The sequence below is a fragment of the Geodermatophilus sp. URMC 64 genome, assembly GCF_053502555.1.
The window spans coordinates 3,901,607-3,915,671 of the sequence record NZ_CP199955.1; the positions used below are offsets into that span (position 1 = coordinate 3,901,607).

The 14,065-nt window shown below is 69.1% G+C and carries 13 protein-coding genes; 3 read left to right on the forward strand and 10 right to left on the reverse strand.

Going from position 1 to position 14,065, the window contains the following annotated elements:
- The first annotated feature begins 1 nt into the window (after position 1).
- From ACWIYF_RS18990 to ACWIYF_RS19000, 3 genes are all read left to right on the forward strand, one after another.
- Positions 2–1,174: a CaiB/BaiF CoA transferase family protein gene (locus tag ACWIYF_RS18990; protein WP_448624391.1), complete on the forward strand. Its 1,173-nt coding sequence runs from the start codon at positions 2–4 to the stop codon at positions 1,172–1,174.
- A gap of 115 nt (positions 1,175–1,289) precedes the next feature.
- Positions 1,290–2,564 (forward strand): MFS transporter, encoded by a 1,275-nt coding sequence (locus tag ACWIYF_RS18995; RefSeq protein ID WP_448624392.1) that lies wholly within the window; start codon positions 1,290–1,292, stop codon positions 2,562–2,564.
- 580 nt (positions 2,565–3,144) lie between these two features.
- Positions 3,145–4,155, forward strand: a complete 1,011-nt coding sequence (locus ACWIYF_RS19000; RefSeq protein WP_448624393.1) for an Ldh family oxidoreductase — start codon at positions 3,145–3,147, stop codon at positions 4,153–4,155.
- On the opposite strand, the gene ACWIYF_RS19005 is transcribed toward ACWIYF_RS19000, so the two are convergent.
- From ACWIYF_RS19005 to ACWIYF_RS19050, 10 genes are all read right to left on the reverse strand, one after another.
- On the reverse strand, positions 4,128–4,571 hold the full coding sequence (locus ACWIYF_RS19005; RefSeq protein WP_448624394.1) for a Zn-ribbon domain-containing OB-fold protein: 444 nt from the start codon (positions 4,569–4,571) through the stop codon (positions 4,128–4,130). The two genes, ACWIYF_RS19000 and ACWIYF_RS19005, sit on opposite strands and share 28 nt — an antisense overlap.
- Complete coding sequence (locus tag ACWIYF_RS19010; RefSeq protein ID WP_448624395.1) at positions 4,568–5,782, reverse strand: thiolase family protein; 1,215 nt, start codon at positions 5,780–5,782, stop codon at positions 4,568–4,570. Before ACWIYF_RS19010 ends, ACWIYF_RS19005 begins: the two co-directional genes overlap by 4 nt.
- A 59-nt stretch (positions 5,783–5,841) precedes the next feature.
- A complete protein-coding gene (locus tag ACWIYF_RS19015; protein ID WP_448624396.1) occupies positions 5,842–6,246 on the reverse strand; it encodes a Zn-ribbon domain-containing OB-fold protein in 405 nt (134 codons plus the stop codon).
- Positions 6,243–7,355 (reverse strand): thiolase family protein, encoded by a 1,113-nt coding sequence (locus ACWIYF_RS19020; protein WP_448624397.1) that lies wholly within the window; start codon positions 7,353–7,355, stop codon positions 6,243–6,245. The genes ACWIYF_RS19015 and ACWIYF_RS19020 overlap by 4 nt, the downstream gene beginning before the upstream one ends.
- Positions 7,356–7,441: 86 nt before the next feature.
- Positions 7,442–9,025, reverse strand: coding sequence for a class I adenylate-forming enzyme family protein (locus ACWIYF_RS19025; protein ID WP_448624398.1), 1,584 nt, complete (start codon positions 9,023–9,025; stop codon positions 7,442–7,444).
- Positions 9,026–9,089: 64 nt separating this feature from the next.
- Entirely contained in the window at positions 9,090–9,809 is a 720-nt protein-coding gene (locus ACWIYF_RS19030; protein WP_448624399.1) for an ABC transporter ATP-binding protein, read from the reverse strand.
- Positions 9,793–10,566, reverse strand: coding sequence for an ABC transporter ATP-binding protein (locus ACWIYF_RS19035; RefSeq protein WP_448624400.1), 774 nt, complete (start codon positions 10,564–10,566; stop codon positions 9,793–9,795). The genes ACWIYF_RS19030 and ACWIYF_RS19035 overlap by 17 nt, the downstream gene beginning before the upstream one ends.
- Positions 10,567–10,568: 2 nt before the next feature.
- Entirely contained in the window at positions 10,569–11,642 is a 1,074-nt protein-coding gene (locus ACWIYF_RS19040; RefSeq protein ID WP_448624401.1) for a branched-chain amino acid ABC transporter permease, read from the reverse strand.
- Positions 11,643–11,689: 47 nt separating this feature from the next.
- Positions 11,690–12,568 carry a branched-chain amino acid ABC transporter permease gene (locus tag ACWIYF_RS19045; RefSeq protein ID WP_448624402.1) on the reverse strand — a complete coding sequence of 293 codons (879 nt, stop codon included), beginning with the start codon at positions 12,566–12,568 and terminating at the stop codon, positions 11,690–11,692.
- Between the two features lie 87 nt (positions 12,569–12,655).
- Complete coding sequence (locus tag ACWIYF_RS19050; protein ID WP_448624403.1) at positions 12,656–13,849, reverse strand: ABC transporter substrate-binding protein; 1,194 nt, start codon at positions 13,847–13,849, stop codon at positions 12,656–12,658.
- Positions 13,850–14,065: the final 216 nt, after the last annotated feature.

The window sequence follows — 14,065 nt, forward strand, 5'->3', positions numbered from 1 at the left end:
CATGACCATGCGCCACGGCGGGCCGCTCGCGGGGCTGCGTGTGGTCGAGCTCGCCGGCCTGGGCCCGGCCCCGTTCGCCGCGATGTTCCTCGCGGACCTGGGCGCCGACGTCGTCCGGGTCGACCGCGCCGGCGCCGGCTTCACGATGCCCATCGACCCGCGGCTGGACACGCTGCAGCGCGGCAAGCGACCGCTGTGCGTCGACCTCAAGCACCCGCAGGGGCCGGCCGTGGTGCTCGGCCTCGTCGAACAGGCCGACGTCCTGCTGGAGGGGTACCGGCCCGGGGTCACCGAACGGCTGGGCATCGGCCCGGAGGACTGCTGGGCTCGCAACCCGCGGTTGGTGTACGGCCGCATGACCGGCTGGGGGCAGGAGGGCCCGCTCGCCCAGCGGGCCGGCCACGACCCGACCTACCAGGCGATCACCGGCTCGCTGCACGCCATCGGCCGCGCCGGTGGGCCGCCGCAACTGCCGCTCAGCCTGGTCGGGGACTTCGGCGGCGGGGCGATGTACCTGGTCGCCGGGGTGCTGGCCGCGCTCTGGGAGGCGGGCCGCTCCGGGCGCGGACAGGTCGTGGACGCGGCCATCGTCGACGGGGTGGCCCACCTGATGGCCAACCCCTACTCGATGCTGGCCGGCGGCGCGTGGAACGACGAGCGCGGCACGAACCTCATCGATTCGGGTGCGCCGTTCGTCGACGTGTACGAGACGGCGGACGGCCGGCACGTGGCCGTGGCCGCGCTGGAGCCGCCGTTCTACGCCCTGCTGCTGGAGCGCCTCGGCCTGGCCGGCGCCGACCTGCCGTCGCAGTGGGAGCGCAACGGCTGGCCCGAGCTGCGGGAGCGGCTGGCCCGGGTGTTCGCGACTCGGTCCCGCGACGAGTGGGCCGAGATCTTCGCCGGCTCCGACGCCTGCGTGGCACCGGTCCTGTCGATGGCCGAGGCACCGGACCATCCGCACCTGGTGGCCCGCCGCACCTTCCTGCGACGGGACGGGCACGCGGAGCCGGCGCCGGCGCCCCGGTTCAGTCGCACGCCGCCGGCCGTGCCGCACCCCCCAGTGCCGCCCGGAGCCGAGGACCCGGCCCGGGCCCTCGGCGACTGGGGTGTCCCCGACGCGGCCGCCCTGGTCCACAGCGGGGCCGTCGCCCTCCCGGCCGAGACCACCGTCTGAACCCACGCCTGCCCGCTCGCTCCGCCCCCACCACCCCCACGACCCCACTGGAGAGGTCATGACCGTCACCACAGAACGATCCGCACCGCTCAGCCCGCCCCAACGCCGGAAGGAGGTGCGGCGGGTTCTCCTGTCGAGCTACCTCGGCAGCACGGTGGAGTTCTACGACTTCATCCTCTACGCCACCGCCTCGGCTGTGGTGTTCGGCCCGGTCTTCTTCGCCGACCTCAGCCCGGCCGCGGCCACCGTCGCGTCGTACTCGCTGTTCGCGATCGGCTACGTCTCGCGCCCGCTCGGCGGCATCCTGTTCGGCCACTTCGGCGACCTCCTCGGTCGCAAGCGGATGCTGATCCTGTCCATGACCATCATGGGCGTCGCCTCGTTCCTCGTCGGCCTGGTGCCCGCCGTCCCCACGTGGGGAGCCGTCGCGCTCATCCTGTTGCGCGCCGCGCAGGGCGTCGCCGTCGGCGGCGAGTGGGGCGGCGCCACCCTCATGTCGCTGGAGCACGTCAAGGGCAGGAACAGGGGCCTGGCCGCGTCGGTCGCGAACGCCGGCGCTCCGACCGGTGCAGTGCTCGGCACGGTGGCGCTCGCCCTGGTGGCGCTCCTGCCGTCCGAGCAGTTCCTGCAGTGGGGCTGGCGCATCCCGTTCCTGCTGTCCGCCGTCCTGCTGGCGATCGGCCTCTTCGTGCGCTCGCGCGTCCAGGAGAGCCCGCTGTTCCTCGAGGCAGCGGCCCGGCAGGCGGTCCAGCCGACCGGGAAGCGGCCCATCCCGCTCGTCGCGGTCCTGCGCCGTCCGAAGAACCTGCTGCTGGCCGGGCTGGCGACCACGGCCGCGTTCGTGATCCAGGGGCTGTTCTCGACGTTCGGAGTCACCTACGCCACCGCGCACGGGGTGACCCGATCGGAAGGGCTGACGGCGTTCGCGATCAGCCAGTTCCTCGCGATCTTCGCGATCCTCGGCGCGGCCCGGCTGTCGGACGTGTACGGACGGCGTCCGGTGATGCTGTCCGGGCTTGTCGGCATGGCGCTGCTCGCCTATCCGGTGTTCCAGCTGCTGGGCTCCGGCAGCCTGCCGCTGGTGGTGCTCGGCTTCGTCGTCAGCCTGTCGGTCTGCCAGTCGCTCACGTTCGGCCCGATGGCCGCGTTCGTCTCCGAGCAGTTCAGCACCCGGGCCCGCTACACCGGCGCATCGCTCGGCTACCAGCTCGCCAGCCTGCTGGGCGCGGGCTTCACGCCCGTGATCGTCGCGTCGCTCACCGCCGTGTGGGGATCGGTCACCCCGGTGATCGGCTACCTGGCCGCCCTCTGCGTCGTCAGTGCCCTCGTGCTCGCCCTGTTCGTGAAGGAGAGCAAGGACAACGACCTGACGACCGAGCAGCCCGCCTGACCGCACCGCCCGCTCCCTCGGGCCGGGGGCGGGGGCCACGTGGCCCCCGTCCCCGGCCCGTGCGGCGGTTCGACCTCGACGGCGGTGCGTTCCGATGAGCGCCGATCGACGCGACTCCGTCAGGCCCGGTGCGAGCCCGAGAGCTGTGCGCTGGGGATGTGTGAGCGCGACACTGCATCGCCACGGAGCAGCACAACAGGCCGCTGAGCCGGAGTTTTGCTCGCCCGATCGGAGTCGGACCACTGAGTCTGCGATTGATCTCGGCGTGGTGGACTTTCGTCGGCCATCACCGACTGAGCAGGCCAAACGGCGCTTCCGTCGTTGATAGTCGCGGTTCGGCGTCGGTCATCCACGGCAATATTCGATGCATGAGGAGTGCACGCTGGTCCCTTGGGTGCCACGCCCGCACCGCGACCTGACCAGGCCCATGGGCGAACCGTGTTGGATGCATCCGCGGGACGCCTAATCTCGCCCCGCCACGCCGGACAGGCCATGACCCGCGAGCTTGCCCGCGGTTGGACTCGAACCGATGGGCTGCAAGAGCTCCCTCCACGAAGGGGCCCTGATGGAGGACCGACACATGACGAGCATCGGCGATCCGGGTCCCGAGGCAGATGTCGTGGTCCTGGGTGCAGACGATGCCCACTCGCTGGCCGTCCGCTGCTTGGGTGCTCTTGGCCTGAGCGACTCGGATGCCCGCGCCACGGCTGCTCACCTGCTGGACGCGTCACTGAGCGGCTACGAGTTCACGGGGCTGTCGAAGATCGTGAGCATTGCCGGGGAGTTGGGTCGCCGGCCGGCGCCCCGGCCGCCGCAGGTCGTCCGGGAGACCCCCGCGTCGGCGATCATCGACGGCGGCGGCACCATCGGCTATGTCGTTCTCGACCGGGCCACCGATCTGGTCATCGCCAAGGCTCGTGCCACCGGCTTCGGCGTCGTCGCGGTGCGCAACAGTTTCCTGAGCGGGCGTGGCGCGTACTACCTGGAGCGGATCTGCCGGGCCGGCCTGGCCGGCTTCCACGTTGCGGCCGCGCCTCCCATGGTGGCTCCCTTCCGCGGGACACGACCGGCCCTCGGCACCAATCCGATCGCGATCGGCGTCCCCACGTCGGGCGATCCGGTGATCTTCGACGGGGGTACGTCCGCCCTGATGTGGGGCGAGGTCCAGCTCAAGGCTCAATTGGGCGTCGAACTGCCCCCGGACAGCGCGATCGACGCGCACGGATCACCCACGACCGATGCCGCGCAGGCGCTGGCCGGGGCGCTTCTTCCCGTCGCCGGGCACAAGGGCTACGGGCTTGGGTTCATGGTGCAGGCCCTCGCTTTGCTCTCCGGGTCGTTCGACCAGTCGGGAACGAGCCAGGATTTCGGGTTCCTGCACGTCGCCTGGGACCCGGAGCTCCTGATCGGCCGGACTTCCTTCGAGGCCGCCGTGGACGACCTCGTCCGCCGGGTGAGCTCCGTGCCCGCCGGGGAAGGAGAAGAGGTGCGCGTACCGGGTGAGCGCGGATTTCGCGAGCGGGCTCTCGCCAAGGAGACCGGCATTCGGCTGGCTCGCGAGGTCTACGACGCGTTGCTCGCACTCTGCTGACCAGCACCCGCGACGTCGGGCTCCCAGTGGTAGAGCAGGAACTCCCCGCCGTCCGCCGTCTCGGTAGGCCGGTAGGTCAGGCGCACCGGCATCCCCATGAACAGCTGCTCCGGCGGGGCCGCGACGTCGGTGAGCAGGATCGGCCCCTCCTCGAGCTCGGCAGCCACGACGGTGTACGGCGGCGGCATCGACTCGAAGTACCCGCGGTGGAAGATCACCCAGCTCAGCACCGAGCCGCGGCCGGAAATCGCCTCCCACGCCCAGTCCGAGGACAGGCAGCGCGGGCAGGCGGGTCCGGGCGGGTACCAGAACTGCCCGCAGCTGGAGCAGCGCTGAAGACGCAATTGTCGAGCCTGGACGTACTCCCAGAACGGACGCTCGTAGACACCCCGGCGGGGCGCGGGCCTGGCCGTCATCCCACCGACCCGCGCCCGTTCGGGCCTTCGTAGACGAGGCTGACGACCTTGCCCGCGACGTCGGAGACGTACTGCACGAGGCGGGCATCGGTCACTTGCCGGTCGCCGGCCTCACCCCGCAACTGCCGTACCGCCTCGACCTGGTGGTTCCAGCCCTGCATGTAGCTCTCCGACAGGTGCCCGCCCGAGGTGTTGACCGGCAGCCGGCCGCCCGGACGGATCGCTCCGCTGCGGAGATAGGTCTCGACGTCGTCGTCGGAGCAGAAGCCGAAGCCGGTCAGCGCCAGCGGCACATGGGAGCTGAAGCTGTCGTAGACCTGCAGCGCGTCGATGTCCTCCGGACCACAGGACGCCACCTCGTAGACCGTCGCCGCGGCCTCCGCGTGCCCGCGGTGGTAGAAGTCGATCAGCCGTGGCCGGAGGCTCGTCGCGTCGACGTTCAGGTCGCTGCGGCCGAGCCCCCGGATGGTGACCGCCCGGCCGGTGGCCCGTGCGCGTGCCCGATCGCTGGACATGAGGATGAGCGCGACCCCTCCGTCGTTGATGATCGTGTAGTCGTAGAGGTGGAGCGGCTCGACGATGTAGCGCGATGCCAGGTAGTCCTCGATGTCGAGGCGCTTGCGCATCACCGCGTTGCCGTTGAGCGAGGCGAACATGCGCTGCGCCACCGCCACCTCGCCCAGCCCGCGCTCGGTCAGGCCGGTCACCGCCATGTAGCGCTGCGTGAGCAAGGCGTAGAGCCCGCCCTGCGAGGTGAAACCCCACGGCGCGTAGTAGACGTAGGAGAGGAAGCTGTCCCCGCCCATCGCCTCTGGACCGCCGTACTGGACGGCGGCCGACTTCTGGTCGTTGCCGTAGACCAGCGCGATGCAGTCGGCGAGCCCGGTCACGATGGCGGACGCCGCAGAGATGATCGACATCGCCGCGTCCGCCTGCCCGGCCCAGTTGACGTCCAGGCCCAGCACCTCGGCCGTTCGCTCGTAGGCGAGCGTCGGCCCCACGATCAGCCCGTCGACGTCCTGTTTGGTCAGCCCCGCATCGGCGAGGGCGCGGACGAAAGCACGCTGCGCGTAGCCGTAGGAGTCGTCACAGACCTGTCCGTCGCGGGCTCTCCTCCAGTCATCGGCGTAGTCGGTGTCGCCCACGCCGACGACGGACACCTGACCGGACAGCGCCTGCGTCAGTCGTTCGACCCTGTTCGTCGCGGTCACCTCCTCGCGCGTCCACCAGGGGGGAGCCGGCGTCGCCGAGGCGACGCCGGCTCCCGGAATCAGGCCGGGGTGAAGCGGGGAACGGCGTGGCCGGACTCCACGTCGTCGAAGACCACCGTGACGGGCATCCCGATCCGGATCTCGTCATTGGCGACACCGACCACGTTGCTGATGAACCGGAGGCCTTCCTCCAGACGGATCAGCACGACGTTGTATGGCACCGCCTCCGACAGACCGGGGTAGTAGACCTGATGGAAGACCACCCAGGACTGGACCTCGCCACGGCCGGACAGGCCCACCCATTCGGTGTCGCTGGACAGGCACTGGGGGCAGCTCGGCCCGGCCGGGTAGCGCAGCTCCTGGCAGGAGGTGCACCGCTGCACGGAGAGCCGGTGCTCGGCGGCCGCATCCCAGAAGGGTCGGTTCCAGACGTCCAGCGTCGGACCGGGCCAGGTCAGCGTCACTTGTCTCCTCCATAGATCACCGAGCTCGTGATGGGCGCCACTGCCATGAACTGTGCGGTCCGGCAACCCTCGACCTGCCGGGCGCCGGCCTGGCCGCGCACCTGCAGCACCGCCTCGACGTTGAGCGCCCAGCCCTGCATGTAGCTCTCCGAGAGGTGCCCGCCGCTGGTGTTGGTCGGATACTCCCCGCCCAGGCCGATCCGGCCGTCCTGCACCCACTCACCGCTCTCCCCCGGCGCGCAGAAGCCGAAGCCCTCCAGAGTGAACAGCACCGTCGGAGAGAAGTTGTCGTAGATCTGGAGAGTGTCGACGTCCTCGCGCGAGACACCCGAGGAGCCATAGACCTGCTCAGCGCAGCGCTGTGCGGAGGCGTGGAAGAAGTCGTCCGGGTAGACGGGGCCGGTCGTCAGGGAGCTGCTCTGGCCGGTACCGAGGATGTGCACCGGCGGCTGGCGCAGATCGCGGGCGACGTCCTCGCCGGTGATGATCAGACACACCGCCCCGTCGTTGATCAGGCAGTAGTCGAACAGGTGCAGCGGCTCAACGATCCAGCGGGAGGCGTGGTAGTCCTCACGCGTGATCGGCTTCTGCATCACCGCCTGCGGGTTGAGCGCCGCGTGCTTGCGGAAGGTGATCGGCACCTCGGCCAGCTGGTCCTGCGTGGTGCCGTAGCGGTGCATGTGCTGCCGGAAGAGCAGCGCGTGCATGGCACCGAGGGAGGTGAAGCCCCACGGGTCGAAGGCGCCCTCGCCCTCGCCGCCGTAGAAGACTCGCTGGGAACGGCCGTTGTTGCCATAGACCAGAGCCACGGTCCGGCACCGGCCGTCGCGCACCAAGCTGTTGGCCACGTTGACGGCGACCCCGGACTGCCTCCCCTCGGCGGGCAGGGCCACCATGAACGCCGGGTCGAGCCCGACCGCCTCGCCGAACCGGTTGTAGCTCGGGATGCGGCTCGTGATCAATCCGTCGATGTCGTCGACCGTGAGGCCGGCGTCGTCGAGGGCGGCCTTGAACGCCTGGACGCCGAGGCCGAGGGCGTCGGTCTCCGGGAAGTTGCCCCACGCCGTCGTACCCACGCCGACGACGGACGCTCGCTTCTGAGCTGACATGTACTCACCTTCTGGACAGCGTTCGGAGCTTCCCGGATACGGCGCGCGCGTCGCCCGGGCGGACTGGAAGATGGCGGAGCGATGCGTTACGCGCCGTCGAACTGCTGCTTGAGCAGCATCTTGCTGACCTTTCCGGTCGCCGTGGTCGGCAACTGGTCGTTCCCGACGATCGAGAACTGCGCCGGCACCTTGTAGCTGGCCGCCCGCTCACGCACGTACGCCCGCAGCTCGGCGACGAACGCGTCCCGGTCGTCGACGGGATCGCGTGGGACGACGACGCACGCGATGACGTCCTCGCCGGAGGCGTCGGCGACGCTGAACACGTAGACCTGGTCCACGCGGGCGTGGCCGGCAACGACCTCCTCGACCTCGGCCGGGGAGATGTTGATCCCCTTGATCTTCATGACCTCCTTGAGCCGGCCGACGAAGTGCAGCCGCTGTTCCTCGTCGAGCCAGCCCAGGTCGCCGGTCCGGAACCAGCCGTCGTCGGTGAATGCGGCCTCGTTGAGCTCCGGCGAGTCGAGGTATCCCGTCGTCACGCAGCCGCGCAACTGGATCTCGCCGCTCTGGCCCGGCGGGAGCACAGCCCCGGTCTCGTCGACCGTGCGGATCTCCTGGGTCGGCAGCACGCGGCCTTGCGTGGTGAGGACGACGTCGAGCGGGTCGCCCGCTTCCGTCATGGTGGAGTGCCCGTAGGCCTCGGTCATCCCGTAGACGCTGCAGACCTCGCGCACCCCGAGGGTCTCGATGACCAGCCGCTTGTCCTCGGCCGTGAAGCCGGTGGTCCCCGTGCGCAGTGAGGAGATGTCGCGCCGGCCGAACGACGGTGCGCTCAGCAGCATCCTGGTGGCGGTGGCGAGGCCGTAGTAGACCGTGCACCGCTCCCGCTCGATGAATGCCAGAGACTCGTCCCCGGATACCCGTTCCTCGATGCAGATGGTCGCCGCGTGGGCGAGTGCGACCGGGAGCGCGTTCGAGCAGCCGTAGCCGAAGAACAGCGGTGCGGCGAACCAGATGCGGTCCCCCGGCTGGATGTGCTGCCGCGCCCCCAGCTCCCGCCCGCTGCGGACCAGCGCACCCTGCCGAAGCGGCACAGGCTTGGGGTTGGCGGTGCTGCCGCTGGTGAAGAGGATCAGAGCGATGTCGTCGGGTTCGGCACCCGGCAGCGGGTCGCCGCCGTCCTCTGCGTCGTCGATCTCCTCCGGCAGTTCGCTGTCGGATGGCCAGTAGAGGGTGCCCAGCGAGCCGTCCGCTCCCGCCCGGAACGACGGGTCCACCCCGGCGGCCTCGAGGTCCTCGCTCACGCCACGACCGAAGAGCTTGGCGTCGGTGACGAACAGCCGGATCCGCGCCTTGTGCGCGACGTAGCCCAGCTCCGACGAGCGGTACCAGGTGTTGATCGGGACGACATGCAGGCCGGCCAGGTGCCCGGCCAGCATCGCCACCACCCAGCGCAGCCCGTTGGGTAGGTAGACGCCGATCCGGTCTCCGGGCCGCAGGCCCCATCCGACCAGCGCCCGGGCGAGCCGTTCGCACCGGGCATGGAGCTCGGCGTAGGTGACCCGCCCCTCGGGCCCCACGACCGCCTCCGTGTCACCGGCATGCCGGCTCAGTGCCGCCAGCAACTCCGGAACGGTGTACTTCTGGAGGGTCTCGTATGCCTGCACCATTGCCTTCTTCTCTGCGCGCAGTTCTTCCGGATGACGGACGGTCGGGCGAGCGGCGGCGGTCAGCTCATGGGGCAGTCATGCCGAGGAATGCCTGCTCCACCGCCGAACTGCTCTCCAGTTCCGCCCCGGAGCCCTCGACCACGATCGAGCCCCGTTCCAGCACGTAGCCGCGGTGGCAGAGGGCCACGGTGTCGGCGACCGACTGCTCGACGATGAGGATGGCCATCTCGGGGTTCTTCTCGTGCACGAGCGCGAGTCGCTCGAACACCTCGTCGACGAGCTTGGGCGCCAGGCCGATCGACGGCTCGTCGAGCAGGAGCAACCGGGGAGACGCCATCAGGCCGCGTCCGATGGCCAGCATCTGCTGCTCGCCGCCGCTCATCGTGCCTGCCTGCTGGCGAAGGCGAGCCTTCAGCTTCGGGAAGACCTCGAAGACGAACTCGAGGTCCTCTTCCTGGTTCCCGCGTGAAGAGTCCGCGTAGACGGGGACCATCAGGTTTTCCATGACGGTCATCCCGTAGAAGAGCCCGCGCCCCTCCGGTACATGGATCAGGCCGCTGCGGGCAGTCTTGAAGGCCGACGTCCGGCGCAGGTCGAGGTCTCCGAAGGCCAGCTGCCCCTCGTAGACGTCCACCATCCCGAAGAGGGCCTTGAACAGCGTCGTCTTGCCCGCGCCGTTGGACCCCAGGATGGCCACGATCTCGCCGGGCTCCACTCGCACGGTGATGCCGTGCAACACCCGCACCTGGCCGTAGCCGGCGTGCAGGTCACGCACCTCGAGCATGGCTCCTCCACTTCGAACCCAGGTAGGCGTCGATGACGGCCTCGTCGTGCGCGACGTCCTCTGCCGCGCCGTCGGCGATGACCCTTCCTTCGTTCATCACGATGAGCCGGCTGCAGAACCGCATGACCGCCCCGACGAGGTGCTCGATCATCACGACTGCCCAGTTGTGCCGGGCGGCCAGCGACTCCACGACGTCCAGGACGTCCGAGATCTCTGTGGGACGGAGGCCGGCGAGGACTTCGTCGAGGAAGACCAGCGCGGGGCGGCTGGCCACGATCCGCGCGAGTTCGACCTCTTTCATCTCGACGATGTTCAGCTCGCGCATCGGGGTCGAGAGGGTGTGCGAGAGCTGCAGCATGTCCAGCGCCTCGGCGCCGGCGGCCTCTGCCTCCTTGACGTTCCTGGTGTGTACGAGCGCACCGAGCGTCGCACTTTCCAGGGCGGTCATCGCCGGGAACGGGTTGGCCACCTGATAGGTGCGGGCCAGCCCCCGCCGGAACCGGTCATGGGGCCGCGATTTCCGGAGCGCCTCACCGCGCAGCAGGATGTCACCGACCGAGACCCTCAGGTCGCCGGCGACCAGGTTGGTGAGCGTCGTCTTGCCGGCCCCATTGGGGCCGAGCAGGCCCACCCGCTCCCCCTCGCCGACGGTCACGTTCACGTCCCGCACGGCGTGCAGACCACCGAAGCTCTTGCCGACCCCCCTCAATTCGAGCAGCGGGGTCTCGGACGTCGTCGGGGAAACAGAGTTGGCCATCGCTACAGTCCTCCGTCGTTCGCTCGCGAATTGCGGTGAATCGCGAGTTCCTGTTCTTCTGCGCGGCTCTCCTCCGACTCGGCCGGAACCGCGGCCTCGGAGGCCTTCGCTGAGCGCCGCTCTCTCGGGCGCAGGCGGCGCAGCAGCGCGGAGAAGAGATCGGCGAGGAAGGGGTAGAGCCCTCGACGGGACAGGAAAGCCACGATCAGCAGCAGTGCTGCGTAGGCGAGGTTGTTCAGACCCGGCAGCTGGGAGAAATAGGTGTCCGCGAGTTCGCCGCCGGGAATGACGATGATCGCGCCGATCACCGGGCCGAGCACGGTGCCGGGGCCACCGATGAGGCAGATGAGCAGAGCCTGCACGGAGACCAGAGGGCTGTAGACGTCGTTGGGGTCGAACACGAACGCCAACTGGCTGTAGATGCCACCTGCGAGCGCGGAGAAGACGGCGCCGATCATGAATGCGTAGAACTTGTAGCGGAACGTCGGCACGCCTGAGGCCTCGGCGGCGCGCTCGTTCTCGCGGATGGAGACGAAGTAGCGACCCATCCTGGTCGTGGTCAGTTTGGCGGTGAAGAACAGCGCGAACGCCACCAGGATCGCGGCAGCGATGTAGTAGGGAACGCTGCTGTTGAACTGGAAGTAGCCGAGCGAGACCCCGATGAAGGGGCGCGGGATCTCGTGGTATCCGAAGTACCGGGTCAACGTGCTCAGGATGAGCGGGATCGTGAGCGTGGCCAACCCGAAGTACAGCCCGGACAGCCGCAGCGTCGTCAGGCCGATCACCGCCGCGAGGACGAGCGAGGCGGCGACGCCAGCAAGGATCCCGTAATAGGGACTCCAGTTGAACTCGGCGAAGAGGATGCTCACCGAGAAGGCCGTCAGCCCGAAGAAGGCACCCTGGCCGAGGGACAGGGGCCCGGCGTAGCCGGACACGATGTTCCACCCGCAGGCCATGAGGGCCCAGACGGCTGTGAGCGCCATGATGCTGGCGGACTGTTCGGAACGGAGCGCGAGCAGCCCTCCGATGATCAGCAGCCCGCATCCGATGAATGCCGGGTAATAGGTCCGGGACATGGACCTCTTCTTGCCGTCGGCAGAAGCCGTGATCCGACTGCTGGCCATTAGACGCTGACCTTTCGCTGGTCGGTTGCCTTGCCCAGGATTCCCTGCGGGCGGAGCACGAGGAAGACGAGGAACAATGCGTACACCAGTGCGTTCTGCAGCTGGATGTCGAGGAAGTTGGTGCTGAGCACCTGGACGATGCCCACGACGATGCCCGCGATCATGGTTCCCGGAATGCTGCCCAGGCCGCCCAGCACGGGCACGACGAACATGAGGATCAGGAACGTCCAAGCCGTATTCGGGTCCACGGGGTTGGAGACGATGAAAACGGCGCCGACCACACCGGCCAGAGCGATCGACAGGGCGAATGCGTAGCCGTAGACGCGGCCGACATTGATGCCCATGTACTGCGCCGCATCCCGATTCTGCGACGTGGCGCGGATCATGACGCCGAGGGCCGTGTGGCGGATCAACCACCACGTGGCCGCGAAGGCGACGAGGGCAACTCCGGCGGCCATGAGCTGCCCGTAGTTGATGAAGACGCCGCCGATCTCCAGCGCCGAGTTCGCCCACCAGGTCGAGATCGACTGGGGCTGCGGCGAGAAGATGAGCAGAGCGGCGTTTTCGATGATGAGTGCGACCGCGATGGTCGCGATCATCTGGGAGCGTTCACCGAGTTTCACCAGTCGCGGAACCATCAAGCGGTCGACCAGGAAGCCGACCGCCGCCATGATGACGACCACGACGGGCAGCAGGAGGAACGGGTCCGCCTGCGTCACCGTCCAGAGAACCAGTGCGACGTACATCGCCAGCAGCACGAAATGGCCGTGGGCGAAGTTCACGAAGTGGATCACGCCCAGGACGATCTGCTTGCCCAAGCCGAGAATGACCCACACCGCGCCGACGAGAATGCCGTTGACGAGAGCCTGTACCAGCACTTCTGACCTCCTGTGAGAAAGGGACGCCGCTGCGGTCCGTGGGCGGCACCGCAGCGGCGTCCCCTCATGGCCTCGGCTGTTCGCCGGCTACTGCTCCAAGGTGGGCCAGATCGGCTCACCTTCGGCCAGCTCCGTGGGGTAGACCGTGACGGTCTTGTCTCCCTGCCACTGGACGAGGACGGCGACCCGGTCGACGGCGCGACCGGTCTCGTCGAACCGCACTCGCTGGGCGGGCCACGGGATCGCCGCGGGGTCGGGCGCCGACACGTCGGTCTGCGCCATCTCGTCCCGGACCTTCTCCGGCTCGCTGCTCTTTGCCCGGTCCATCGCCTCGGCGAGGAGGTACACCTCCGAGTACGGGGCGAAGTGGTACTCCTGCGGGTAGTTGTCGCCGGCCGCCCGCACCTTGTCGGCCAGCTCCTCCTGCCCGGCGAAGGGTGCCGCCGACGCCACCGCGAAGGTGCCGTTCACAGCATCCGGTCCGAGGGCGTCAACGAAAGCACCGCTCAGGTACGGCGCGCCCGACAGGACCCAGGGAACTGGCGTCTGGCCCCGCTCGACCATCTTGCGGGAGATCTTCTGGATGTCGCTGATGGCTGCCCCGACCGTGAGCAGTTGCGGGTCGGCAGCGCTGATCGCGTCGACGACCGGCGTCGCGTCCTGCAGCGACCCCTCTTCGATGGTCTGGTCCATCGCGATTTCCCAGCCGTACTTCGGGGCATAGGTGTCGCGCAGCTGCTCCGCCGCTGTCACCGCCACCGCATTCGTGCCGGCGATGATGCCGATCCGGTCGACGGAGATGCCGGCGTCGCCGGCCAGCTCCTCGATCGCGCCGGCCCAGAGATCGGTGAACTCGGAGGTCTTCGGGCTGGTCATGAACACGTACTTGAACCCGCGTTCGGTGATCTGGTCCTCGAACGACACATCCGTCCACGGGATCTGGCGCCGCTCGGCGATCTCGGTGACCGCCAGGGTTGTGGAACTGATCCCCGTGCCGATACCGGCGACGATGCCCTTGCCGATGGCACGGTTGGCTGCCGCGACCGCCGTCTCGACGGTTCCTCCGGCGTCCTCGATGACGAGTTCGATCTGGGCGCCGTCGAGACCTTCGATACCGCCCGACTCGTTGATCTCGTCGACTGCGATCCGCGCACCGATCTCCTGCATCCGGCCGGTGTCGGCGAAGGGGCCCGTCTGTGGGACGACCAGCCCGATTTTCACGGTGTCGCCGTCGCCGCCGCCAGAGGATCCCGAGCCGCAGCCAGCGGCGACCAGGGCCACTCCGACGAAAGCGATCAGGGCCCGCGGGCGCCGTCTCCTGGAACCACTTCTAAACATCATCCACACTCCTGAATCGGAAAAGGCCGCCGTTCTGTGGAACGGCCATTGACGGAAGTGCTGCAGCGGCCGGCTCTCCGGCCGGATCATGAGCAGTTGTGGGCACACGTAAGGTGCGCGCCCACGGGGCCTGGCACCCGTTCCCCCGGGAGGCACTGC